This is a genomic window from Candidatus Finniella inopinata (genome assembly GCF_004210305.1).
Lineage (GTDB): Bacteria > Pseudomonadota > Alphaproteobacteria > Paracaedibacterales > CAIULA01 > Finniella > Finniella inopinata_A.
This window is the reverse complement of record NZ_SCFB01000005.1, coordinates 115,355-139,481: the sequence shown is the minus strand read 5'-3', so window position 1 is coordinate 139,481 and position 24,127 is coordinate 115,355. Positions and strand designations below refer to the sequence as shown.

Sequence of the window (24,127 nt, the reverse complement as noted above, 5' to 3'; positions counted from 1 at the left end):
CCTTTGTTTTATGTAGCGTTTCTTATGATTTTTCTCCCGGAGTGATCTGGTACGTTAAGCTTAAAACGCTAGAGTCCGTAAGGGACAGCTGGCCTTGGGCTATCCAATTGGTGGCGGGTGATATCGAATATGTCGGAGTTTCACCATATTTGCTTTTCCATAACTGCCAGGCGTAAGTCTTCCCGATCGGCAGGGCTGCAGAGCCCGTCCAGGACCAAGGCGTAACGGTGTTGCTGCTGCTGGCGCTGCCATCCGTTGAACGGACCATTTTCGCCCGGTTATTTAGGGCGACGCAAGATAACGCTCCCCCAAAAAAATTGCCATCCGTACCGGGCATGCCATACCACACCACCAAACCTTGTCCATACCGCGTAATCTTCCCGCCCGGCGCATCAAAGGTCACCAACACGTTTTGGACAGGTGGGGAGCCAAGATAAAGCCGTGTAGCCACTTGCTGCAGGATAAGAGAATAATATGGTGTGGCTGGTGATCCGTTTATTGTATTTTGTTTAAGCTGAAGACCATACGTCACCAACTGATCGTTAAGGGGGGCCAATACCGTTTCGCTGTCTGCGGGAGCAGTATCGCCATTGCTGTCCCTGAGTTTGCCATATTTTGCCACGGTATAGCCAGAATTTGCAAAAGGATAAGGGAATGCACCCAGCTGAACCTTCATGCTTGGGTTAAGGGTCAGACTGCCACTGGTTCCCGGCATCTGAAGTCCTTTATCACTATCGGTTGGAACTAACCACCAGATGCTGTTGGCTTCAAAAGTCACAGTCTTGGCGTTGATGTAGCCGTAACCACCAAAGATAGCACCCCCTTTTACGATGATCGTACCGTCCGTTGTCCCCCAAAAAGCAACATTAGCACTTGTGCCCCCCACGATCATCGCCCCCGCCTTGACCGTCGTGTTTCCTTTCCAATCGATATTGTTCGTATTCAAGATCAACGTTCCAGTCCCTTCTTTTACGAAGTGGGCATCTGTACTACTACAGGCGATGGTGTCGTGGTCAATCGCTGGAAATGACAGGTCAGACATTGGTGGATTCAGCGTAATTATCTTACTATTGGTAACCGTGTAGGTGAATGTGGCCGTACTCTCCTCCTGACCGTTCATAAACACGGCCCCTCCACCTGTTGCAGCGGAATTATTTATAAATTGGGTGTCGGTCAAAGACACATTTCCTGCGCTGAAAATCGCCCCGCCATAAGTATAAACGCCATATAAATGAGGAACATTATTGTCTTTAAAGGTTGTTGGGCAGGAAATAATCACACCAACAACAGTATAAACAGCCCCACCCCTGCTAGCAGCGGTATTCCCGGAAAAGGTTAGTGGGCTGGTACCGCCAGCATTTAAGCTGCCCGTACAAATTGCACCACCACCTATCTCAGCACTATCAATAGCTTTATTCCCATTAAAGGTCACAGGGACAAAATTTGAGCCAGACGTGTTCAAATTTACAGTGCCAGCTGTGTCAGGATCGGCTGTGGCATTAGCACGACGCGTGCAAATGGCTCCCCCATGGGCTGCCTGATTATCCGTAAAGGTTACTGATCTATTTGCAGAACCAGAAATAGTCACAATATTAGCAAAAATGGCTCCTCCCCCTACGTTAACTGGAGATGCATCATTTCTTGAAAAGTTGACGGGGCCAGATGCGATCAAATTTACAGTCTTAGTGGAAACGTAAGAATCATCACTGGTCGTAGTAATGGCACCTCCACCTGTCGCATAACCACTCTTAGAAGTACCAACTGCCTTAAAACCCTGCACTGTAACGTTGGAAAGGGTAAGGTTCTGAGCAGTTGAATCAGCGCTGGCGCTGCTATCAAAAAGTGCAAAAGCCCCTAAAGTCGCAGGGCTGATCGTCGTTCCGCCTAGCTCACTACTGGTAATAGTAACCCCGGTGAAAAGACTTGGATCACTGCTTACTGACTCTGTATGAACGTTCGCACGGGGGAATAAGATTGGGGCAGATGCCCTATCAGCTGCTGCAAGAGCAGAGTAAATATTTGCATAAGAAGTGCCCAAACCATTTGCAAGAGTAGGATCCTGCAACGTCACAGTATTTTGCTGAAGGAGAAGATTCTGTCCGTTCGTTGATAGTGAGAGGTTATAACCCGTTAGTTGCGCATTGAGAGCAGCTAGCATGTTGGCAAAAGGGGTGTTGCCGGCACCTCTTAGTCCACTACCACAGGTTGCAATAGTGTATTTATCAGGAAAAGAGGTTGTGCCAGTTTTATCAATCTGAACCTGCATACCGGGTGTAAGGGTCAGACCGCCACTTCCCACATATAATGTTCCATGTGATCCGGCGCTTCCTCCGACCAATATACGCCAAATGCTGTTTGCACCAAAGGTTAGACTGCTGGCGTTAACGGTGCCGTATCCTCCCAAAGTGGCTTTAGAGCTACCAGTACCCACGGTAAAGGCCCCAAATGTGGTGGCTCCCCAAATGGCGCCCTGGCGAGCAACACTGTCACCAACAATGAACGCACCCTCGTTGATGTTTGTGCTTCCCAACCAATTAGCGTTATTGGTATTCAGCACCAACTCTCCAGACCCTAGTTTTGTGAAGAGATTCCCGCTAGAGCAAGCGATATCATTGTCACCCAATGTTGGTGATGTTGCTGCTGGATTCAGTGTAATCGTTTTTACGCCACTGACCCCATAGTTAAGGGTTGTAGTCCCGTCAAGATATACTGCCCCACCGGGTGTACCAGAGGGGGTCGAGTTCCCTATAAATCGGGTGTCAGTCAAGGCGATGATTTTCCCGCTCCCCACATTATTGGTTACCGCAATGGCCCCACCAGAAGAATTGGATTTAAACCCAGATATGATCAGATTGGAAATCGTGAGTGAGCCAGAGGCAGAGGTAAAGGTGCGCGTAAAGAGAGGAAAGATTGAACCCGCAGGAGAAGGGCTGATGGTTGTTCCTGTTGCCATACCTGTAATGCCAACCGTAAGGAAATCGGAGAGATTAGAAGTTGCTGTTTCTGAATCATTCGCAGATGTTAGGGTTATATTAGGGTCTGTGGCACTGGGAGCCGCCAAAATAGCAGCACTAATGGTTGGATAAGGATTACTTGTTCTAGTGTCTCCTTGCAAAGATACAGTACCGACACAAACCGACGAAAAGACCCCCATGCCCGCATAAAGACCCATATAAACAAATGAAAAACGCATTATACACAATTCCAAATAAGATATTTCGTATTTAAATATTACAAAATAATAATTAAGAAATCATTAATAAGGGTTATTTATTTATGGAATTAACGGGTCGTTAACACTTTTTATGCAGGGAGGACAGGTTTGGTTCCAGAAAAATACATGCATGACCACACGCCCCTTAGGGACGCGCCAGACGAGCAGGCCCCAAGACTACAGTTCACCCACATAGATCCCAAGCCCCTGCGCCGTTTTGATCATAATATCTGATCGTTCTACAGCCTGGTAACGGGCGATGGCATCAGCAATCGGAACATCAACAACTTGGCGGTTCTGCCAGGCCACCATGCGGTCAAACTTACCGGCCGCAATCAAATCCACGGCCGATACGCCAAAGGCCGAGGCGATGATTCTGTCCCAGGCACACGGTTGCCCGCCGCGTTGAACATGGCCTAGAGTTGTCACACGCGTCTCTGCCCCTGTTATTTTTTGAATCTTCTCACCCAAATATTGACCGATGCCGCCATAACGCGGGCGTCCTTCGTCTTTGGTTAGGGTGGCAATCTCGCCATTTTCTTTTTTGACCGCCTCGGCCACAATCACCAGGGCAAACGTGCGGCCCTTTTTGGCCAAGGATGTAATCTTGTTACAAATATGTTCCAGGGTATAAGGGATTTCAGGTATCAAAATCACATCGGCCCCACCCGCAACGCCAGCGCTTAAGGCGATGTGTCCAGCATCGCGCCCCATGACCTCTAGCACCATGACGCGCTGATGACTGGCGGCGGTAGGCTGCAATCGGTCCAACGCTTCTGTCGCCACTTCCACGGCTGTGTGATACCCAATGGCTGCCTCGGTATGGCCCAAATCATTATCGATAGTTTTGGGAATGGCTACCAGGTTGATGCCGTCATGTTCGGCTAGGCGTCGCAAAATATGCTGACTGCCGTCTCCGCCAATACCAATTAAGGCGTCCAACTTTAATTGGTTATAGCCTTCAATAAAATCCTGTGAACGGTCTGTTCGGGTTCCATCTGGGTTGGGAAAGGAAAAGGGATTATCCTTATTGGTGCTGCCTAAAGTCGTCCCTCCGCTTCGAAGCAAAGCAGAATCGCAAAACCCCACCGTTAAATCTTGATATTCCAAGGGACGGTTGATTAGACCCGTTGTCCCTTTTCGAATGCCAATGACCTGCCAACCGTATGTTTCGGTCGCGTGATGGGTAATGGCCCGAATCGCCGCATTTAAACCTGCACAGTCGCCGCCGCTTGTAAGAACACCAATTCGTTTTGTCATAACACCACTTTCGTGCTTAAAATTTTATTCCAGGGATATAAGCCTACCCTTGGGGGTGATTCTAAGATATTGGTGGCTATTGTAAACAAAAACTTGGTGCCCGTTCTCATTGTCGTCTGTTATCTTTAATCAGGGATCTCGTCTTTACCCGATAGTCCCGCCCTGCTCTGCAAACTGCAGATGCTGGCTTTAACATAATTTGCATCAATTTCTTGATCGAATTGGTGTCCAGGATCGAATTGGTGTACGGCTTTTCGTTGAGCATTAGCCCATTTAGCGATGCTTTGGGCAGCATAACTCTCTAGAACATCAGCCCACCCCTCCTTAAACCCTGCTTCACCCGCATAGTTCGCAGCCATAATAAAGGCCAGCGTTTGGTGTTCAATCAATCGACCAATATCTTCTGTACGCACAGTGGCTGATTTTTGAATCAAACGGTTAGCTAAATTTTGCAGCATTTCATCAGCACTATTTCCAGAAGTTTCTTGCCCTATATGTTTCAAACCACTCAGCATAATCCCTAATTCTTCCCTATCTGCTGTTCGATTAAAATCAACCCCCCACGCACCACCCGTTGATATAATCGATGCTTGCGCATCAACGATATGTTGTTTGACTGTATCATCAGAAGAATTAAACATTTGCAGTATTTCTAAGTTTCTAATTGCTGGATTAGCTGAGTATCCCTTGCGGATTCCTAATCTTGCTTGTTGAAAATCCAACTTATTAAAGAAGTTACACCATGTTTCCTGAGTGCGTTTTGATGAATGGTTAGGACCATGGAAAAAAGCTGTTTTTTCCTTGGGGGTTCCGTATGAAGCAACGTATTCCAATGTTGCCAAAATTTGCCAATTTACTTCCTCAAGATTTCCTGGACTCAACAGCAGGGGATCGGTTCGTAAAGGTTCGTTAAAAGAAGTTGATATATAAATGCCCGCGTCTCCATTTAAAAGCTGATAAACATTTGCATTCATGGTTAGCCGGTCATTAAATGAAATTGACAAGTCAAGGCTTATCTCACCATTTAAAAGTTGCTGGACAGAAATGTGCGTAAAGAGAGGAGCATCCTCCGTCATCAATTTGGGAATGGCGTTTCCCTGGAGCTTTTCTTTAATCTTTGCTAATTGTTGTTCTATCCAAATTAACATCTTTAGATAATCTAGATTGATACCTAGGCTATCCCAGCTTTTCCCTGCGGCCTTAGAGCTTTCTATCGCCTCTTTCTGTTCAGGGGTAAGTTTTTCCAAGATTTTTTCTCTCGCCGCTTCTAATACTGCGCTTACTTGATGAAGGTTGTCAGGATCCTCCATATTAATAGCTACATCTGTGTCTAATGGTCGGTTTGGAGTTGTAGCTGCTAATGACATTGATCCCTTTCCTGAACTTATTTGGTTCACCCTTCTTGCAGCAAAGTTTTTCATAGTATGAATACCATTATATGCGCCCCTCCCTAGGAATTTCGTTCCTTCAGACACGACTTGTCCTATTTTTACTGCGAGCTTTATTGGTTGTACAACCGTTAGCTCTAAGACATTGCTTATTGTCCACCCAATCCCCTCTCCTACTTTTTGCAGAATTCCTAGTTCAATGAGGCGTTCAATAACATCAGCTGCTTTGTCTGGATTCTCGATTACCCATGCACCAGTATATTTAGCGGCACCACCCGCTGCCATAGCAGTATTCTTTAGGGCACCACCCGCTGATGCCCCCAATTGACTCAAAACTGATGGAGATTGATTCCCATACGAAGACGTGGGGGGCCTATTTAAGAAGGAAGACGCTGGCACTGAAGCTGGAGGAGGAGCTGGAGGAGGAGAAGCCGCGGCGGACGATGAAGTAGCTCCACCAAAAATACTTGAAACAGAAGGGAAGACCGAGGGTGCAGCAAGTTTTCTTTCTTCCGATTGCTGCTTTATCTTTCTTTCTTCATACCAGTCTGGGCCTGACCCTGCATGTATCCCAGCACGAAATCGAGGATGGTTAGGATCGTTGTGGTCCATAGCCTCAGCACCCGTGTGCATACCTGCAACAAGTATTGACAGAACAAAAATCCTTAAGATTATAGGGAATTTTTTTAAAATCATTTACTTGCCATCCTTCACTTGAGTTACCAATATTAAATAGGCATGTGAAGTATTAATTGCAATAAGTTTTTATGTTTTGGGAAAAAAATCTTATTTCTAGTTAAAACTCATGAAGATTCACCTGTATCCATCAATTCAAGACGCAGGGCATGGATCGGGTCCGGCATCAGATCAGCCAAAACCCCAAACACAAGGCGATAGCGATCCAGACGAGGCAGCCCCTTAAACCTTTCACTGGTCATTTTGATCGCAAAGTGCGTCTCAGCCACACCAACACCTTGCGGCCCATTCACATGGCCCCTGTGTTTCTCGGATTCATTTTCAATTTTTAAAAAAGTGGGGGTGAAGGCTTTTTGTAAGCGCAGTTCCATATCTGTTTGACAAGGCGCTACCGTGTTATTCATGATCAAAAGGCTTCAGTTTTGACAGCAACTCAATCGCCTTTTTTTGAGAGCTTATCTGAACTTCAGCATTCAAATGTGTGTCTGCCCATTGGTGCGTCTTTTCAATGATTTGGAGGGCAATTTGATCACTCAGCTGGCACAGAAAATCCTCCCTCATCTTTGCGGTTAGAAGTTTTAAGCGTGCCTGTTGTTCTAAGGTTTCTTTTTCAATTTCAGCCTTGATGCTATGGCGTAGAACATCGCATTGGTCCCGGGCCTCCTGAAGAATTTCTTGAACGTGCTGGTCAACCTGTTCGTAAAGCTTGGCCTCTTGTTCAAAATCTTGCAGGGCCTGAATCTTTTGGTTATCAACTTGCTGCAGGGTATCCCTGACTTTGGCGATATGTGCGTCTAACATCCCCACCAATGGACGCCAGGCATAGCGATACAAAACGCCCAAAAAAGCGACGAAACTGATTGTTAGGTAGAAATAGGGGGATGCGATCACCGTTCACTCCCAGCCAACAGTTTCGGCAATAAATGGTGGACAGATTGCTCAACAAGACTTTCAATGTCTTTTTCCAGACTTTTCTTTTCATTTTCAAGGTCTGCTTGAAAATCCAGAAGCTTCTGGTTGGTCTGATCGTGAATTTGTTGAATCCGTTCGGCCTCAAACGCGTCCATTTCTGACACGGCTTGACTGATCAATGCGTGGGCCGCCTCTTTAGCCTCCTCCAGACGTTTCAACCGCTGAGATTGTCTTACCCGTTGTTGATCGTACAGGTCTTTTGTCTTGGCCTTGTTCTGGTCCATCAGCGCCTGACGCCCTGATAGCATGCCCGTAAAACGAGGCAAGATAAATGCCTTCAACGTCAATAACAACGTTCCAAAGCTTATCACAAGCCAGAAAATCTGGGACCAATACGTGCTGATATCAAATTGAGGCAAGGGACTTATCCCCCTTCTTTTACGAGAATAAAATCAACATCGCCACGATGAACGCCAAAAGTGCAATGGACTCTGTCAAGGCAAACCCCAACAACCCCACAGGCATTAAGTCGTTTTTGGCCGACGGGTTACGGGCAATGGCAGAAATAAGGCTTGAAAACAAATTCCCCAAAGCTAATCCCACGCCCAACAACGCGATTGTAGCCAAACCGGCACCAATCATTTTTGCGGCTCCGATATCCATAAGAAGATCCTTTCTCTATTTCTTGACGTTAAAACTTAGTGCAAATGCAATGCATCATTTAAGTATATACAGCTTAAAATCGTAAAAACATAGGCTTGTAGTATGGCGACCAACATCTCGAAGCCAAACAAGCCAACATTAATAAGCGTAGGCAATAAAGCACTGGGTCCAAGCCAACTGGTTCCTGCCAAAATGGCAGCGAACGTGGCAAATATTTTTAACATGACGTGACCAGCCACCATATTAGCAAACAGACGAACTGCTAAGCTAACGGGGCGTGATAAATAAGAGATCACCTCTACGAACACCAGCAGGGGGGCAATATAGATGGGCGTGCCAGCGGGAAGGAACAAACGTAAAAAACCGAAGCCGTGCTTTGCAAATCCCAAACAAGTGATGCTGACAAAAACAACGCCGGCTAACGTGAAAGTCACCACAAGCTGACTGGTAAAGGTATAGGCATGGGGCAATAAACCCAAAAGGTTGCCGCCTAATATAAACAAAAATAAGCAGAAAATAAGGGGGGCATAGGCCAACCCTTCGGTTCCGATGTAGGATCTGATGAGGGTGTTGATGAAATCAAACAATAACTCAACGGCCGCTTGAAGACGGTTGGGAACGACCTGCTTAGAACGCAGAGCAAAAAACAAAAAGCTAACGATCAAGCATACCGTTGCCACCATGAACAAGGAGGCATTTGTAAAAGAGAGGTCAACCCCTGCCACCTGGAATGGAAATATGGATTGGATACTGAACTGAGAGAGAGGATCAATCTTCATAAGTATCTGGTGGAGTTTTGGCAGCCATAATCTTTTTTGCCGACCGATAAATTGTCAAACTACCCCCCATTATACCAATCAGAATAAAAATGACCAGGCCAAACGGAGCCGACCCCAGATAAAAATCAACCACTCGCCCGATCATGGTGCCAACAAAAATGGGGGTGACAAAGTCTGCGCCCAAACGAAGGCTGCTTTCAAGCCATTGTGACAGGGGATTCTTCATATCAATCTTTAATTAAACCAAAACCTCTAAGAATTTCACGGACCTGCCTAATAAAGCCTGTTGGTGAATCGTGATAGGACTGCTTTTTCTGGTGAACACGATGGGTTGCGGTTGTCATGTGTTGATTCTTTTCCCTGACAAAGGCGCCGATAATAACGCCGGATTTTGTTGGAGACACTTGGACATCACCCCGAAAAAAGGGATCTTCGAAAAAGTTGATTAGGTTGTTTAACGTAAATACGCTTCTATTCAAGGCTTTTATGTGCTCAATAAACGGCTTGTTCTTGTCACTTATGGATGGCCTTGGTTTTTGAGTTTCTTCTTGGCGCTGTTTTCTTAATTCACCCAACTTTTTCATTTGTTCCCTGATATATTTCGGGTTCTGAATAAGGGCAGATTTCTTTGGAGTTTTTGGTGCCTCTTCTTCTTTTTCCATTTCAGGGAATAATGCAGGGGAATCATCCTCCTCTTTTGGGCTTTCAACGGCTTGAGAAATCGAAGAGGAAGAAGAGGAGGAGGAGGATGAAGTCGCAACTGGTTTGTCGTCACCACTTTTAAAGGTTTGTAATGTAGTTTGTGGTTGGAATATTTCTTCCACAAATGCACCTATTTCACTTTCAAGTTTGTCTGATTCGGGCTCATTTGAAGCTGTAGCCTTGTTAATTAAATCGAAATATTTTTGCGCTCTTCGACCTCCCAGTGCATGAGCTTTTTCCGCCCAGAAAAGTGCATCTTGAGGTTTATTTACTCTGAGACAATAAATAGAAAGCGCTACCGTAGCCGACAAAGATTTTTGAGCTGCAGCTTGTTGAAGCCAGTCAAACCCCTCTGCCTCTTGGCCTTTAGTGAATAAAAGAATAGTTCCCACAGTACATTGAGCTTTTGGAAGGCCTTGTTTAGCGGCCTGAAGAAAGAGTCCTGGTGCATGTTTTGGGTCAGCTTTTTGACTCTTAACGCCAGATGATAAAAGAATTCCCGCATTATATTGAGCTTCAGGATGCCCTTGTTCAGCAGCTAGCAGGAGATGATCCATCGTATTAGTGATGTCGCCCCTAACATAGTAATGACATGCCATAATAAACTGAGCAAAAGGGTGTCGAATGTTTAAGGCGCCTTCTAAGAGAGAGTCAAGAGATCTGCCAACATCAGGCCTTACCTCCTTTAAAAACTTATAGATTCCCACTAAGGGGGTGCCGTATTTTAAATCTTTGAACCTTTTACAATCTTTTTGAATTTGCCTATTAATGGCAGAAAGGCTTTGGTTAAGCTTCTTATAGGGTTCGAGAAATGCTTTACATTTCAAAAGAACGTTCAGCTTTTCTATGCTGATGGAATCGTCTTGATGCGCCGCTTTAATGTAAAAATTTGTGGCTTCTTCTGTTTTCCCTTCAGCTTCTAAAGCTTGTGCGTTTGTTCGAAAAGCCCATACTTTATTTTGTTTGATACCTGCTTGCAGAAGTTCTGGGGCTTTGTCTGAATCCACCGACTCAATTTTCCCCATACGATTTTTCAAGATTTTGTAAAGGCTCTCTTGAACTTCTGTATTTCCTTTTAAAGCCTCATCCCAAAATATTTTTAAGATCTCTTTTTTTTCAGCAGCTTCCGCTTTGAATATATCTAACATCGCTTTCTTATGATCAAACGTCGAAACAAGAAATGGGTAGAGGGAAATTGTGTATAAAGATTGCTCAAACTCTGTTCTTGTCTCATTGACATGAACTTGGCTTGATTGACTGTGGCTACTATAACTTTCCATTTCTGTAAAGCTTGAACTACTAGCCATCGCTTGCGAGATCCCAGAACACAGGAATAGTAGGTTTGGCAAATTTAATTTAATTTTAAACATTATAGTGAACTCGATTATTCGATCTATTTACTGAGCCATAAAGGTTCTTGATCAAGATAAATCAAGGAATATTTTTTGTATACTAAAAATATACCCAATTCAAATCAACTTCAGCACCATTTAAAATACGCCAATGGTAAGTCCGTGGCCAAGAGCTGAGAGCTTGACCCGCTGCCGTCAATGTCATCGCAAGACATGATTCAAAACGTGATCGTAATTGTGAATTTATAAGAGTTATTAATAGGTAGCCCTACCGCAAGCCATGGATAACCGCTGTGACAACACCCCAAACGTGAAATTCCCTGTCATTGGTTATTTCAATGGATTGATGGTTCGGATTCTCAGGCTTTAAAATCACCCCCTGTTCTGTGACGGTAAACCTTTTCACGGTCACATCGCCGTCAACAGCGGCCACGATAATGTCGGTGGTTTTTGGGGTGATGGATCGGTCAACGATCAACAGATCTTGGTGATTAATGCCAGCCCCAATCATAGAATCGCCCGTTGCCTTGACAACGAAAGTTTGACCTGGATTTTTCACCAGGTGGTGGTGCAGATTGACCTGGTTGTGCTGATCATCCGCCGGCAAAGGAAAACCGGCTGACACGCTGCTTTGATAAAAAGGGACTTGCCCCGCGCCCAATGGTTCGCGTTTCTTTAGTAAATCCTGGACCGTTTCGATCATGCTAATAGGCAAACGAACAGGTTTCGTTTTTTCACGATAATGGCCGCTTAGCTGTTTGCGCCCGGCCCCTTCTCTAAATCCGCCTCTGGTCATCAGTCAATCCTCCAGACTTTATATATTCATCCCTACAACATTTTCAACCTTTGTTGCAAGGTGCATCAACCTTCGGTCAAAATACTACCATCTATCACAATCAATAAGAGTCGGCGCCATGGGTTTTATGTTTTGGTTCAACAGCTCTTTTGCATAGGCGACTTCGATGATTCCTTCGTCTACAGTCCCCTCGGATTCTTCATCATTGGTTGATTCTGATTCAAAATTATTGTTTTCACGAATTGACGTTGTTGCCGCCAGATTAACCAAGGCAAAACCGCGATAGGGTGAAACGGAACGGTGACGAACGTAGATTTTTTTCGTCTTTTTGAATTCAGATTCTTCCCGAGCCTCTGGGGTGTAATAGCTCACAATCTTTATGTCGGTTCTGGATTCTGGTTTTTCAGGCAAATCTTCAGCATAAAGGGATTGAAAACCCCCTATAATGAAATAAATGATTAATCTTGTTATCAATTGCATGTTTCTTTAATCCCATTATTAAAGGAAAAAAATTCCTTTCACTTAGGATTATTTTAACACCCAACTGATTAACAAAATCTAAAGGTGCTGCCAGGAAATTCAGGGTTAGCAACGCCCCGTTCAGGGGCTCTCTATGGCCAAGGGGTCTGCAAAGCGTAAAGTGTCACCTTATGGTTTTCAATAAATTATTCACCCTTGTCACAGGCATGCGAAATGGCTGGTTATTTCAGTCATACGTTTTCTTTTAGACAAGAATCAAGTGTCCGAATTCCCTTTATTAACTTTAATTTAAAATTTTTCATTGTATAGTCAGGGTACTTTCTTCCAGGACTTGGGCTATGTATTCGATGAAAAAAAAACTTTTTTTACCTGTGTGTGCTTTTTGTTTGGTCAGTTGGGGGCGCTTATGGGGCATCTGGTGATAAGCCATTGGGTGTGTCCTGTATGGCTTGGCTTGAACAGCTTGAGACAAAAAGGAGTCAGTTGTTAGAGCAGGTCAAGGATCAAAAGTCACGGGATGAATTGCAAAAGTACACCGAAGAAATTTCTGCCACTATCGGTGGTAAATATGGCATTTCCTCTACCCCTGCTACGGAACAGGAGAGAGAGAGGATTATTCGGTCCATACACAAGACGCGTCAAATATTTCTTTCGCGCTTAAATTTGACGTCCCTCTACCTGCGGGAGTCCATGAGATCAAAGGACGTTTTATCTGAAAATTCATTGCGTGAAATTGCCAAGAGGACACAAACAGATCCGGAGCTTCTTCAAAACCATTTGGCGGCCATAGCTGTGGTCGACGGGGCTAGTTTTTCATTCAGAGTATCTGATCCTCGTGATTCCGAAAATATAAGACGTAATATCCTGTTTACTCATCAATACGCGGATAAGGACGATTTAAACAGGTTATTGGACCCCATATTTCAACCAGCAAAGAAGCCCATTGTTGAGACACTTATTGATACGCTGGAAAAGATTGCAAAGACGGAAGATGCCCCCTTAAAGACCTTTTTAGAATCTCCTTTTTACAACAGTTTTATTGCGGCTGAAGCCTTCGAAAGATTGGAACGAAATGACCTGGCATTAGAAGCCTTAGAACGGGCAATTAAGCACCCTCACGCCAGTGCGGTTGATTTAATCCGGGCGACCGATAGGCTTGAAGGCTTGGGCGGAAAAGACCTGGCATTAGAAGCCTTAAATCGGGTAATTAATCACCCGACGTTACGCCGGATGATTTAATCTGGGCGCAGAAGGCCTTGGAAAGATTGCCTGATTCTGACTTGAAAAAACAAATTCAGCAGAAGATTAAAGAATTACCGTCTGAACAAGAATAATGCACAGGGTGACGCAAAGTAAATGCCATTGATAGCATGGGATTTGTGACATCAATTGTTGACCGTTGTGCCCCTACCCCTTTTGCAAAACCAGAGTGGTCCAGGTATCCAGGGGATAGGTTTTGACCAGTTTAAACCCCTCTCGCTGGTAAGCCTCCATCACATCGTTTTGCTGGCGCTCCAACAGCCCTGACAAAATCACCCATCCGTTTTGGGCGATAGTTTGTCCCATCATCGGTGCCATGTGGCACAGGGGTTTGGCCAGAATGTTGGCCACAATTAAGTCAACCTGGGGCAGAGAAAGCTGATCAAAACCCTCGCTAACCAGCGCCTGAATGTCAGGACAATCATTAAGGTCGCAGTTATAACGGGTGACGCGCACCGATTCGGGGTCGTTATCAACGGCAATAACGGTGGCATCGGGCCAGGCTTTGGCAAGCGCAATGGCCAGGATGCCCGAACCGCATCCCATGTCTAAAAGGGTTTTAAAATCGTCGTGACGCAAATCACTTATGGCCTGCAGGCACCCGCTAGTGGTCTGATGATCGCCACTGCCAAAAGCCGTCGCCGCATCAATTTGCAACGGCATCAACCCAGGGGGCACCGCCACTGCTTTATCGTGGCTGCCATAAACATAATAATTTCCAACCGTGCGAGGAGCCAGTTGCTGATAACAAACGCTGAGCCAGTCTTGGTGATCAACCGGTTGACAAGATTCAATGACCGGAGGCGAAACTGCCAACAGGCTTGCCACCATATCAAGTTCTTGATTTAAGCTGTCTAGAACGGGGGGGCTTTTGGTATATCCCTCCACCATGAATGTTTCAGCTATCGGGAAGCCCTGATCGTCTTCGGCCGCTGAAGGGTCAGCATCTTCGCGTTCGTGCCAACTTAAAGCCTCCAACCCTAAATTTTCCAACAGCGCCAAAACGGCCTCTACCGCCTGATAGGGGGTGCGGATTTGAAGGTGCCAGAGGGATTGAGGGGTAAAAGAATTCATTTGTCTTATGCTCGCGAAATAAAGTCAGCAATAATTTTTTTATGGCCGCTGTGTTCAAAATCAATGTCCACCTTTTCCCCATCGAAATCCAGAATCTCTCCATAACCAAATTTCTGATGAAAAACACGATCGCCAATGTCAAAACTGTGCAGAGTTTTGGGGGCGTTATGGTGCAGCTGGACGGGCGGGCGTCGGCTGGATTGACCGTTCGCGTGAATATGCGTCATATGGGCATCAGGGAGCTCTTTGATAAACCGCGATGGGATCGCCAGCTGCCATCCGCCCTGATACATGCGCCTTTGCAGGGCATAACTGATAATCGCGCGCTGGCGGGCACGGCTGATGCCGACATACCCAAGGCGCCGCTCCTCTTCCAATCCCGCCTCGCCATTTTCGTTTAAGGCACGGGGGTGGGGGAACAAATTCTCCTCCCAACCGGCCAGGAATACGGTGTCAAACTCTAACCCCTTGGCGGCATGAAGGGTCATCAGATTGACCATGTCCTGCTCGCTTTGTTGATTATTTTCCATGACCAAACTGACATGTTCTAAAAAGCCCGGCAGGTACTGAAACTGACCGATGGCGGTGACCAATTCTTTTAAGTTCTCTAGACGGCCGGGGGCATCAGCAGATTTATCTTCCTGCCACATGGCTGTATAGCCGGATTCGTCTAAGATCATCTTAACCACCTCTACATGAGGATCTGTTTCTAACAAAGCTCGCCAGCGGTCAAGGTTTTCAAAAAATAGGCGTAGATTGTTGCCAGCAGCACCCTTGGCGATATTATGGGCATAATAATGGGCGGCACGAGGTAAAGAAATTCCTTGGTCGCGGGCCAAAATATGCATGGTTTGCAATGTGGTTTGGCCAATACCCCGGCGGGGGGTGTTAATAATCCGCTCAAACGCCAACCCGTCATCGCCCTGAACCACCAACCGAAGGTATGCCAAGGCATCGCGAATTTCTAACCGTTCATAAAATCGAGGGCCGCCAATAACCCGATACGGAATCCCCAGTCTTAAAAGGCATTCTTCAAATTCACGGGTTTGAAAGCTGGCGCGAACCAAAATGGCAATGCTGCTCAGGCGGTCACCTTGACGTTGTCGGTTTTCAATTTGATCACCAATGAATCGGGCCTCGTCAACCGAATCCCAGGTGCCACGAACCAGCAATTGTTCGCCTTGGGTATCCTCCGTCCATAATGTTTTACCCAATCGTTCGCGGTTGTGCGCAATAAGGCCACTGGCTGCAGCCAAAATATGCGGGGTGGAACGATAATTTTGTTCCAGCCTGACAATCTCAGCCCCTGGAAAATCCTGCTCAAACCTTAAGATATTGCCAACCTCAGCGCCCCGCCAGCCATAAATGGACTGATCATCATCGCCCACGCAACACAAATTACCCGCCCCTTGTGCCAATAGCCGCAACCACAAATACTGGGCAACGTTCGTGTCCTGATACTCATCCACCAGCATATATTGAAACTGTTCTTGGTAAGATTTTAAGACGACAGGTTCTTGTCTAAAAAACGTCAGGCAATGCAACAACAAATCGCCAAAATCAACGGCATTTAAAACCAGCAACCGTTCTTGATAATCCTGATAGAGGCCGCTGATCAAATCATTGCCGCTGCGTTTGACCTGGGCGGGCAATAACCCCCTATCCTTCCAGCGATTGATCAGGGATAAAACCATGCGGGCTGGAGTTTGTTTTTCATCGATGTTATTGGCTTTAAGCAGTTGCTTGATCAGGCGGAGTTGATCATCGGTATCCAAGATTGTGAAGTTGGGTTGCAAACCCACCAACTCGGCATGACGCCGTAAGATTCGGGCCGACAGGGAATGAAACGTGCCCAGCCACATTCCCTCCACCGGGCGTTGCAAGATGTGGGCAATTCGCTCGCGCATTTCTTGGGCTGCCCTGTTGGTGAAGGTAACTGCCAAGACTTGAGCCGGATAGGCTAGGTTGGTTAGCAAAATATGAGCAAGGCGCGTTGTCAAAACGCGCGTCTTACCCGTACCCGCGCCTGCTAAAATAAGCAAAGGCCCCTGGGTTTTTAAAACAGCCTGGTGCTGATTGGGGTTTAGATTGTCCAGATAAGATGGTTGATGGGGGGTGTCTTGCATTAACTGCTCCGCTGGCGACGCCATGGCAAGCCCCCCTGTTATTTATGTCTTAATAAATTTAGGACTTAAGGCCGAAATTCTGATAACGCTTGCTGAACTTGCTGATCTGTCCGCCCGTATCCATCAATTTATGTCCGCCACCTGTCCAGGCTGGGTGAGATTTCGGGTCAATATCCAAACGCATGGTATCCCCCTCTTTACCCCATGTGGTGTGGGTTTCAAAAGTGCTGCCATCCGTCATGATGACGTTGATTTTGTGATAACTGGGGTGAATACCTTGTTTCATAACTCTTCCTATTTTGCCTGATCAAAAAACAATCGACTTAGATTCATTTCTAACGTAAACCACCTAAAAAAGGCAACGGTTTTCTGTTTTCTTGTGAATAACGCGTTGTTTTTTAAATGAGCTGATCCCAAAATTTTGCCTAACCTTGCCCGTATTTTTTCATAAAGGCCTGGTGAAACGATGTGGCGGGATTCCCAGCGGCCACATAAACCTGCTCTTCCGATTGATAACGGGCTTCCCTGGTGTTTTCAGCCCACCACTTCTTAGAGAATTCCATCTGTGTGGGTATGGAACACAGCAGACGAGCGCGGAGGAAAAGTGTCGTATCTAAAGAATATTTTAGGGGGCCGTAGGCGAATTCCAAAACATTTCTAAGCAGGTCGTCCGTCAACTTGCTAGCAGGAGATCTCTGAGGGGCCTGGTACGTGAATATGTTGTATATTAGGGATGCTGATACTTTGGTCAACATATTGTATAGTAAAGATGCTTTTTTTCTTTGAATCGACTTTGGAAGGGCATCTTGCAATTCGCGCATAAATATTCTCGCCCTACTACCGAAGTGTTCTTCAAAATAATCCCATCTGCGGCTTTTTTCATCTTCAGAGATATCATCTGATTTTGGTGGTTGAAAACCAACCCCTGCTACTATTGCCACCAATTTGTGTTCGGACCGAAGACCTTCGCATTCCAGGAGGAATGTCAGGGGATCCGCTATTTTCCCATCACGTTTCATTTTTCGTTGGAAGTCACGCAATAGGCTCAAGGTTTCGCCATAAGTTTCACCAGTAGTTTTTAAAATGGCTTCACTACATTTCGCTGGTGCAATATATACATTTTCATAGAAGTAACCTGAAATAGCTTTCCCAATGTCAGCGAATAAATTGGGTGAGGCGTTGTTTCTTAACATTTCCCAAGTCGCTGTGATTTGTCGATCGATAATTTGATGGCGATGTTCTAGACTACGGTTTCTGATTTGGCAAGCAAGCAAATGATCAGCCACCGGTCCTCCAGGGGCCATAAAAGATGCATCATGGGAAACGTCAGAGCCAGAAGCATCAGCAGCCGAGACTGGCCTACTGTGTTGGCCAATAGTTTGAGTGCTATGATTTGGTGTAGTGTATTGCCTTTGGGTAGAAGACAAATTATTATATTGTGAACCCCAAGGGTTCCCGTATGTAAGGCACGCGCCAATTTGATTTGGGTGCGCGTAAATTGGATAATCGGAATCAAAAGCCGAGACTGCCGTTGCGCCCAAAAGCCCTGCAATAAATGCAATATGTTTAAATAAACTCATCTTATTTTTCCTTTGTTATTATAGATTAAGTTAAATAATGGATCTTACATTCATTTAGGGGCTTTCGTTTCAAATTTCAAGGCGTTTTTATGGTATAGCTCACCATTAACGCGTTGTTTTTTAAATGAGCTGATCCCAAAATTTTGCCTAGCCTTGCCCATATTTTGTCATAAAGGCCTGGTGGAACGATGTATCGGGATTTCCAGCATCCACATAAGCGCCCATTTCCGACTGATAACGGAGTTCCCTAGTGTTTTCAGCCCACCAATTGATAGAAAATGCATGGCGATTGCACTGAAAATTAGTTTAGTATTCTAAAAATTATTTCCTAATTTTTTATTCGGCTTTTCTGCTGTTCTATCCGTTGTTATTATTCTTTTTTCTCAATAAAGAAAAAGGAAACAGGGATGCAGTTATCAGATACTTTCCTCAAACATTTTGAACCTCTTGCCGATCCTCGTATTGATAACCACAACAAGCTTCACAAATTGCACGATATCTTGGTAATAACAATATTGGCCACAATTTGTGGCGCTGATAACTGGGTTGATATTAGTGAATTTGGCAAAGCCAAATACGATTGGTTATCAACATTTCTCGAGCTGCCTAATGGTGTGCCATCTCATGATACTTTTGGCCGTGTGTTTTCCATACTTGACCCAGAGCAATTTGAATCCTGCTTTTATGCATGGATCAAGTCACTCTCTATCGATGTTAATTCTGAGATTATTGCTATTGATGGAAAAACGCTACGGGGTTCTGGCAACAGAAGAAAAGAGAAAAAAGCCCTACACATTGTAAGTGCCTGGGCAAGCAATCAAAGTCTTCTTTTAGGGCAAGTTAAAACGGATGAAAAATCCAATGAAATTACAGCCATTCCAAAATTACTCAAGATGATTGATGTTACTGGTAGTACAGTCACCATTGACGCCATGGGTTGTCAGCAGTCAATTGCTGAAGAGATCTTAATTCAAGGTGCAGACTACGTATTAGCTCTAAAAGATAATCAACCGAAGCTTCATGAAATGGTCAAGGCAATTTTCCATATAGGAGAATCACGTCAGTACAAGAAGATGCTTAATCGACGGAAAGTAGAGAAGATCCATGATCATGGTCGCATAGAAACACGTCGCTATACATTAGTATCAGCACGCGATCCGGCAGTATTTCAACTTCGTTGGCCTGGGTTAAAGGGTGTTGGCATGCTTGAAACAACACGCACAACTAATAATCAGGTTGAGCGTAGTACCCGCTACTTTCTAACAAGTTTAGCCTATGAAAATATTGATCAGTTTATGGTTGCTGTCAGAAAACACTGGAACATAGAAATTAACCTGCACTGGTCTTTGGATGTAGGTTTTAGGGAAGACCATAACCAGGTGCATGTTGGCCACGCGGCCAAGAATTTGGCTGTCATGAGACGTATTGCTTTGAATCTACTCAAGCAAGAAAAAACGAATAAACGAGGGGTGAGCTGTCGACGGAAGGTAGCAGGCTGGGACAACAAATACTTATTGAAAATTCTAACCGCTGACCACAATTTAAAGCGCGTTTGAGCGGATTGACTGATATAAACGGTAAGTCTTTTAAAGGGGAGGATAGTGTCTAAAAATAAAAAAAACAGGAAGTAGATCTCTCAAAACCTACAAAATCAAATCAATCTACAAAAGTTTGGGAAATAGCAGAAACCGTAATTTTAAAAACTAGGCTGAGGAGATGTCAGTGCAATCGCCATGATAGAAAATGTTATGTCCGCAGATCTGGACTTAGCACAGCGTTGGCGAGCACGTGGAACAAGTGTCGTATCCAAAGAATATTTTAGGGGGCCGTAGGCGAATTCCAAAACATTCCTAAGCAGGACGTCAGGCAACTTCCTAGCAGGAGGGGTCTGATAATTGAAGATGTTGTATATCAAGGATGCAGATAATTTGGTCAACATATTGTATATTAAAAATTCTATTTCTCTTTTAAGCGGGTAGTTACTTATATTTGCCGATCTACCAAATGCATCTCCAAATTTGTAAAGATCATCCCATAAAGTATAACTATCAGGAGAATTAAAATGATGAGGCCTCACATAACCATAAAACTCACACGAAACCTGTTGATAAGACGGTCTAGTGAACATTATTTCTCCAAAAGAATCTCCTACTATTGCTATCAAAAATTTGTGTTGATATTGCAGGCCTTTGCATTTAAGAAAGAATTCTTTGCGACGCGATATTTTCCCATCACATTTCCTTTCAAATCGGAACTCAGCCGCTAGCCTAAGGGTTTCTCCATAGGTTTTATCAGTAATTTTAGGAATCCTTTTCGGGATATTGATCCTTAACGATGCATCAGGACGAAATGGGGTTTTATATAACCAATCTGGAAAAGCTTTCCCAATGTCAGCGAATAAATTGGGTAAGTTGCTGTATCTTAAAATATTCCAAGTTGTTCTAATTTCTTGGCAAATAATTTGAGATATTGGAGGCGTATAGTGTTCACGGTACATTAAAAGATCAGGGCGCGTTAAATAAGTAGCCAGCCCCCCCCCTGGTGCCATAAAGGGGGGCACATCAGGCAAAAAGTCCTGACTAGCAGGGTGATCAAACGGTGGGCAAAACTCTGGGCTACTAGGACGCCTAACCAAGACTGCCGTAGATGGTCCATGAAAACGTCGGCTGTCACTATTTGTCACAAAATAGTCATTGTCATAGTCACTCTCATTACCAGAATCATATCCATTAGTAGCATAAGAATGCTTGAAACATTCATTATCGTCAGAATCATAGCCATCAGTAATATCAGATGCCCAGACTGCCGTTGCGCCCAAAAGCCCTGCAATAAATGCAATATTTTTAAATAAAATCATCTTATTTTTCCATTGTTGTTATAGATTAAGTTAAATAATGAATCTTACATTCATTTAGGGGCTTTCATTGTGAATTTCAAGGTGTTTTCATGTTGTGTATAAGAAGGCTAGTTCTAAACCCCTTGCCATTTGGAAAAACATAAACATATAATTTTATTAAAATTAATTGTTTTTAGGAGTCGCCGGTGGATTCACGGCCCCTTTCCCCTCATTTACAAATTTACCGTTGGCAAATGACGTCTGTTATGTCAATTCTTCACCGTCTAACGGGCTTCGCCCTATTAGGATTTATTTTTGGCTTGATTGCTTGGTTGTTTACGCTGAATCAGGGCGCGATCAGTTATACGATTTTTACAGACCTTTTGGCGATGGCGCCCATAAAGGCGTTTGTCTTTCTATTGATCATTTCCTTAACCTATTACTTCTTTAATGGTATCCGCCATTTATGCTGGGATATCGGGTGGGGAATGGATTTAAAGGACGCTTACCGCAGCGGATGGCTGGTGCTAACCCTAACCTTTTTCACAAGTTTACTCGTTTGGACCTATTTATGAAAATGAAACCCCATCATCAGTGGCAACTGCAACGACTGACTGCTTTATTTTTGTCGATCGCTTTGCCTTTTTTAGGCGTTTTCTTGCTAGCGTTAAAAAGGGCCGACTACAACCAGGTCGTTATGGCAGTCCGCAATCCAGCCCTTGCAGCCTTTTTGGGGGTGACCATCGCTGTTAGTTTGTATCATATGGCGCTGGAGCTGAAGGAGATCATTCGGGATTATTTAAGGGATTCAGCGGCTAAAGTTGCTTTGGGTCTGACGTATTCAGCTGCCGTGGGACTGATGATCCTGACCCTTTATAGTTTGATCGGAATCATGTGCCGATGAGCCGTTTTATCGATCATCAGCATGATGTGATTGTTGTCGGTGCTGGTGGGGCGGGCCTTCGGGCCACCTTAGGGATGAGTGCACAAGGGTTGAAGACAGCATGCATCACAAAAGTTTTCCCCACGCGCAGTCACACAGTCGCTGCCCAAGGGGGCATCAGCGCCGCACTTAATAACATGGGTGATGGAGATGATTGGCGCTATCACTTTTACGATACGGTCAAGGGGTCTGATTGGTTGGGCGATCAGGATGCGATCGCCTATATGTGCAGCCACGCCAAGGAAGCCGTTCTGGAACTGGAACATTTTGGTGTGCCTTTTTCTCGGACGGAAGAGGGAAAAATTTACCAACGCCAATTCGGCGGGCATACATTACAGCAAGGAAAAGAACCGGCCAAACGAGCCTGCGCTGCCGCTGACCGAACAGGACATGCCATTTTGCATACTCTTTACCAGCAATGTCTGAAGCATCAATCAGAGTTCTTTATTGAATATTTCGTCCTTGATTTATTGATGGAGCATGGGCGATGCATTGGCGTGATTGCCTGGTGTTTAGAGGATGGGACGCTTCACCGTTTCCAAGCCCACATCGTGGTTTTGGCAACCGGTGGGTATGGACGTATTTATTTCTCGTGCACCTCCGCCCATATATGCACAGGTGACGGCAATGCCATGATGTTGCGCGCTGGCCTGCCTTTGCAAGATATGGAGTTTGTCCAATTTCACCCCACCGGCATTTACGGATCAGGTTGCCTGATTACAGAGGGTGCGCGGGGCGAAGGGGGATACCTGGCCAATTCCAAGGGTGAGCGGTTTATGCAAAGGTACGCCCCTCACGCAAAAGACTTGGCGTCGCGTGACGTGACCAGCCGGGCTATTGCGACGGAGATTATCCAAGGCCGCGGCGTTGGCCCCCATAAAGATCACGTGCACTTGCACCTAGAGCATCTTGATCCAGCTATTATTAAGGAAAGATTGCCTGGCATCGCCGAAACAGCCCGTATCTTTGCAGGCATTGATGTGACAAAAGATCCGATCCCTGTGCTGCCAACGGTTCATTACAACATGGGGGGCATTCCCACGAACATTCACGGTGAAGTCATTAGAAATGCCACAGGTGCCGTTGTGCCCGGCCTTATGGCCATTGGCGAGGCAGCGTGTGTATCCGTGCATGGGGCGAACCGATTAGGGACCAACTCTTTGTTAGACCTGATCGTTTTCGGTCGAGCCGCTGCGCTTAGAGCCAAGGATCTCATACAACCCAACACGTCGCACAGACCTTTAAATGAGGACCGAGGGGCAGAGTCGATCAAAAGACTAGAGCGTCTGCGCTGTGCCAACGGAACCATCACAACAGGACAGCTGCGGATATCCATGCAAAAAATCATGCAGCATCACTGCGCCGTTTTCCGTACACATGATCTGCTAGCAGACGGTGTCCGCAATCTAGAGGAACTTAAGCAAACCTTGAAGGGCATTCAAATCACCGACCGTTCCATGATATGGAACACAGATCTATTGGAAGCACTTGAACTACAGAACCTGATGCTGCAGGCACAAGCAACCATACAATCGGCCCTGTTTCGAACCGAAAGCCGCGGCGCTCATGCACGGGAAGATTATCCCAAGCGAGACGACCAGCCCTGGCTATATCATACCCTTTACTGGCAGGCTCAAGGCCAGCAGGCGCATTTCGAAAAAAGGCCTGTGCGATTTGCAACGTTAAACGACGACCTAGACATTATGGCGCCCCAAGAACGAGTCTACTGAAAGATTAGTCCTCATCAATCCGTCCAAGGATGTTGCCAAGTATGCATCACCAGCTGGTGCTTCTGTATCGATATCTATATTAAAATTATGTGTCATAATAAAACCTCCCATAGCTTTTTTTGACGCCCTCAACATACCCTGAAGCAGACCAAAGTTAAAGGAGAAATAATTACAGAAAACCATCTTAATTGAGAAAATCTTTTATTTAAATTTTGGTCTAATTTTTAAAAAAATCCGGACATAAGGACTATACCTCATTCAAATCATTTCCTGGGCTTCCCCTTGTCATAGCATTGACGAGCTTTCGGTTGTTATTACCAAGCGAAATCATTCACA

Annotated in this window: 22 protein-coding genes; 5 read left to right on the top strand and 17 right to left on the bottom strand. The window is 45.2% G+C overall.

Features of this window, described 5'->3' with window-relative positions:
- Nucleotides 1–22: 22 nt before the first annotated feature.
- From EQU50_RS04270 to EQU50_RS04215, 12 genes are all read right to left on the bottom strand, one after another.
- Complete coding sequence (locus tag EQU50_RS04270) at nt 23–3,193, bottom strand: beta strand repeat-containing protein (protein ID WP_130153909.1); 3,171 nt, start codon at nt 3,191–3,193, stop codon at nt 23–25.
- Between the two features lie 198 nt (nt 3,194–3,391).
- On the bottom strand, nt 3,392–4,474 hold the full coding sequence (locus tag EQU50_RS04265) for an ATP-dependent 6-phosphofructokinase (protein ID WP_130153908.1): 1,083 nt from the start codon (nt 4,472–4,474) through the stop codon (nt 3,392–3,394).
- 125 nt (nt 4,475–4,599) lie between these two features.
- Nucleotides 4,600–6,558, bottom strand: coding sequence for a hypothetical protein (locus EQU50_RS04260; RefSeq protein ID WP_130153907.1), 1,959 nt, complete (start codon nt 6,556–6,558; stop codon nt 4,600–4,602).
- Between the two features lie 107 nt (nt 6,559–6,665).
- Nucleotides 6,666–6,962, bottom strand: a complete 297-nt coding sequence (locus tag EQU50_RS04255; RefSeq protein ID WP_130153906.1) for a BolA family protein — start codon at nt 6,960–6,962, stop codon at nt 6,666–6,668.
- Nucleotides 6,955–7,449, bottom strand: coding sequence for an ATP synthase F0 subunit B (locus EQU50_RS04250; RefSeq protein ID WP_130153905.1), 495 nt, complete (start codon nt 7,447–7,449; stop codon nt 6,955–6,957). Before EQU50_RS04250 ends, EQU50_RS04255 begins: the two co-directional genes overlap by 8 nt.
- Nucleotides 7,446–7,889 carry a F0F1 ATP synthase subunit B family protein gene (locus EQU50_RS04245; RefSeq protein WP_165380337.1) on the bottom strand — a complete coding sequence of 148 codons (444 nt, stop codon included), beginning with the start codon at nt 7,887–7,889 and terminating at the stop codon, nt 7,446–7,448. Before EQU50_RS04245 ends, EQU50_RS04250 begins: the two co-directional genes overlap by 4 nt.
- Before the next feature lie 19 nt (nt 7,890–7,908).
- Nucleotides 7,909–8,133 carry an ATP synthase subunit C family protein gene (locus tag EQU50_RS04240; protein WP_130153903.1) on the bottom strand — a complete coding sequence of 75 codons (225 nt, stop codon included), beginning with the start codon at nt 8,131–8,133 and terminating at the stop codon, nt 7,909–7,911.
- Between the two features lie 35 nt (nt 8,134–8,168).
- Nucleotides 8,169–8,912 (bottom strand): F0F1 ATP synthase subunit A, encoded by a 744-nt coding sequence (locus EQU50_RS04235; RefSeq protein WP_130153902.1) that lies wholly within the window; start codon nt 8,910–8,912, stop codon nt 8,169–8,171.
- Nucleotides 8,902–9,138, bottom strand: a complete 237-nt coding sequence (locus tag EQU50_RS04230; protein WP_130153901.1) for an AtpZ/AtpI family protein — start codon at nt 9,136–9,138, stop codon at nt 8,902–8,904. Before EQU50_RS04230 ends, EQU50_RS04235 begins: the two co-directional genes overlap by 11 nt.
- Before the next feature lies 1 nt (nt 9,139).
- Nucleotides 9,140–10,921, bottom strand: a complete 1,782-nt coding sequence (locus EQU50_RS04225) for a tetratricopeptide repeat protein (RefSeq protein WP_130153900.1) — start codon at nt 10,919–10,921, stop codon at nt 9,140–9,142.
- A 313-nt stretch (nt 10,922–11,234) separates the two neighbouring features.
- Entirely contained in the window at nt 11,235–11,762 is a 528-nt protein-coding gene (locus EQU50_RS04220; protein WP_130153899.1) for a LexA family protein, read from the bottom strand.
- 84 nt (nt 11,763–11,846) lie between these two features.
- Nucleotides 11,847–12,242 (bottom strand): hypothetical protein, encoded by a 396-nt coding sequence (locus EQU50_RS04215; RefSeq protein ID WP_130153898.1) that lies wholly within the window; start codon nt 12,240–12,242, stop codon nt 11,847–11,849.
- A gap of 444 nt (nt 12,243–12,686) precedes the next feature.
- Between EQU50_RS04215 and EQU50_RS04210 the strand changes: the two genes are divergently transcribed.
- A complete protein-coding gene (locus tag EQU50_RS04210; protein ID WP_130153897.1) occupies nt 12,687–13,481 on the top strand; it encodes a hypothetical protein in 795 nt (264 codons plus the stop codon).
- A gap of 168 nt (nt 13,482–13,649) precedes the next feature.
- On the opposite strand, the gene EQU50_RS04205 is transcribed toward EQU50_RS04210, so the two are convergent.
- The 4 genes from EQU50_RS04205 to EQU50_RS04190 all read right to left on the bottom strand — a co-directional run bounded on the left by EQU50_RS04205 (nt 13,650) and on the right by EQU50_RS04190 (nt 18,282).
- Entirely contained in the window at nt 13,650–14,576 is a 927-nt protein-coding gene (locus tag EQU50_RS04205) for a 50S ribosomal protein L11 methyltransferase (protein ID WP_130153896.1), read from the bottom strand.
- A 5-nt stretch (nt 14,577–14,581) separates the two neighbouring features.
- Nucleotides 14,582–16,726 (bottom strand): ATP-dependent helicase, encoded by a 2,145-nt coding sequence (locus EQU50_RS04200; RefSeq protein WP_130153895.1) that lies wholly within the window; start codon nt 16,724–16,726, stop codon nt 14,582–14,584.
- Between the two features lie 34 nt (nt 16,727–16,760).
- On the bottom strand, nt 16,761–16,988 hold the full coding sequence (rpmE, locus tag EQU50_RS04195; RefSeq protein WP_130153894.1) for a 50S ribosomal protein L31: 228 nt from the start codon (nt 16,986–16,988) through the stop codon (nt 16,761–16,763).
- 139 nt (nt 16,989–17,127) lie between these two features.
- Entirely contained in the window at nt 17,128–18,282 is a 1,155-nt protein-coding gene (locus EQU50_RS04190) for a hypothetical protein (RefSeq protein WP_130153893.1), read from the bottom strand.
- Nucleotides 18,283–18,689: 407 nt separating this feature from the next.
- On the opposite strand from EQU50_RS04190, the gene EQU50_RS04185 reads away from it, so the two are divergent.
- On the top strand, nt 18,690–19,838 hold the full coding sequence (locus tag EQU50_RS04185) for an ISAs1 family transposase (protein WP_130153184.1): 1,149 nt from the start codon (nt 18,690–18,692) through the stop codon (nt 19,836–19,838).
- A 140-nt stretch (nt 19,839–19,978) separates the two neighbouring features.
- Here EQU50_RS04185 and EQU50_RS04180 read toward each other — a convergent pair whose 3' ends face one another.
- The gene (locus EQU50_RS04180) at nt 19,979–21,139 is read right to left on the bottom strand and encodes a hypothetical protein (protein ID WP_130153892.1); all 1,161 of its coding nucleotides are present in this window, start codon (nt 21,137–21,139) and stop codon (nt 19,979–19,981) included.
- 185 nt (nt 21,140–21,324) lie between these two features.
- On the opposite strand from EQU50_RS04180, the gene sdhC reads away from it, so the two are divergent.
- From sdhC to sdhA, 3 genes are read left to right on the top strand one after another with little or no spacing between them, the layout of a single operon-like run.
- Nucleotides 21,325–21,693: a succinate dehydrogenase, cytochrome b556 subunit gene (sdhC, locus tag EQU50_RS04175; RefSeq protein WP_130153891.1), complete on the top strand. Its 369-nt coding sequence runs from the start codon at nt 21,325–21,327 to the stop codon at nt 21,691–21,693.
- Complete coding sequence (gene sdhD, locus EQU50_RS04170) at nt 21,690–22,022, top strand: succinate dehydrogenase, hydrophobic membrane anchor protein (RefSeq protein ID WP_165380336.1); 333 nt, start codon at nt 21,690–21,692, stop codon at nt 22,020–22,022. The genes sdhC and sdhD overlap by 4 nt, the downstream gene beginning before the upstream one ends.
- Complete coding sequence (sdhA, locus tag EQU50_RS04165; RefSeq protein ID WP_130153889.1) at nt 22,019–23,791, top strand: succinate dehydrogenase flavoprotein subunit; 1,773 nt, start codon at nt 22,019–22,021, stop codon at nt 23,789–23,791. Before sdhD ends, sdhA begins: the two co-directional genes overlap by 4 nt.
- Nucleotides 23,792–24,127: the final 336 nt, after the last annotated feature.